The sequence below is a fragment of the Candidatus Symbiopectobacterium sp. genome, from assembly GCF_020054415.1.
In the GTDB taxonomy this organism is placed as follows: domain Bacteria; phylum Pseudomonadota; class Gammaproteobacteria; order Enterobacterales; family Enterobacteriaceae; genus Symbiopectobacterium.
In genome coordinates, this window is sequence record NZ_JAHWCO010000638.1 from 1 (window position 1) to 1,064 (window position 1,064).

A 1,064-nucleotide genomic window follows, 5' to 3' on the forward strand; every position below is an offset into this window, starting at 1 on the left:
TAGCCATAAAGGCTGCGGATTCCCTTGACGTAAAATCAGTATGTTAAATCCAGAGCGTGGTGATGCATCCCGGAGCAATCAGCATTTTAATCCAAAACAGGCGTGTCATAACAGCATTATTCCCTATTATTCAACAAAGCCACTCCAAGGTACTACTGTTAGTAATGTTAACCTCTTTGTAACACAGGTATATATATTTCCCTCCTGTTCCTTTATTTAGGTCGTGAGGTAATTTTTTAAATCCTGCCGGAGGTTGAATATCCGGATTGCCTCCATAGATAATATCTATGGCATCAATCACTACCTGCCTACTCTTTACTTCATCCATATATTTTGTAATATTATTTGCCATAGATAAAACAGTGGCTTGATCATCAATTACATTATCAATATAAATAATATTTGGATAATTTTTCTTGGCAATTTCAGGGTATATTTTTTCAGATAGAACTCTGTTAGCACGTTGAGCAAGGGTAATGATAGAAGAAGATATTCCTGTAATATCAACTATACACAATGCAGCATCCTTGCTGCTTTGTGTTAGTGTCCATGACAACAGAAATAATGGATTCATAGAAGCATGACTTTGCAGTTTTTTAATCTGATCATCTACCATCGTACCCAACGTATCTGTGTTGCTGTACTCATCATAAATAGGAAGCGAAGAAGCAGAATAGATCCCCTTGCCTTTCCACTTTTCAATACTATTGCTTTCTGTAACGATAAACACACTAGAACTATTAGTAATTAATTTGTTGATTTCCAATTTTGTTATATCATCAAAATCTTCGGAAACCAAATAGTTTAATTTCATCATTTCATTAAACAAATTATCCCACTCGCTTTCATTAAGCTCCCTATAGCTATTATTGCCAACATCAGTGTTCAATGAGTGTGATAACTTTAAAATAATTAGTTCTTTATGTAAGGGGCTTTGTTGAATAAATAGAACTTTTGGGTAATCATCGGAGCAGATCACCACAGTTGTTTCAAAATCAGGTCTCCATGGCAAAACAAAATTTTAAAATCACCAACTGGCCCTCTTATAACAAGGCCCTCAAGCA

Annotated in this window: 1 protein-coding gene; it reads right to left on the reverse strand. The window is 35.2% G+C overall.

All coding sequences use genetic code 11. The annotated features are described in order from the left end of the window. Nucleotides 1-130: 130 nt before the first annotated feature. Entirely contained in the window at nucleotides 131-982 is an 852-nt protein-coding gene (locus QZ506_RS18595; RefSeq protein WP_291973061.1) for a hypothetical protein, read from the reverse strand. Nucleotides 983-1,064 lie beyond the last annotated feature (82 nt).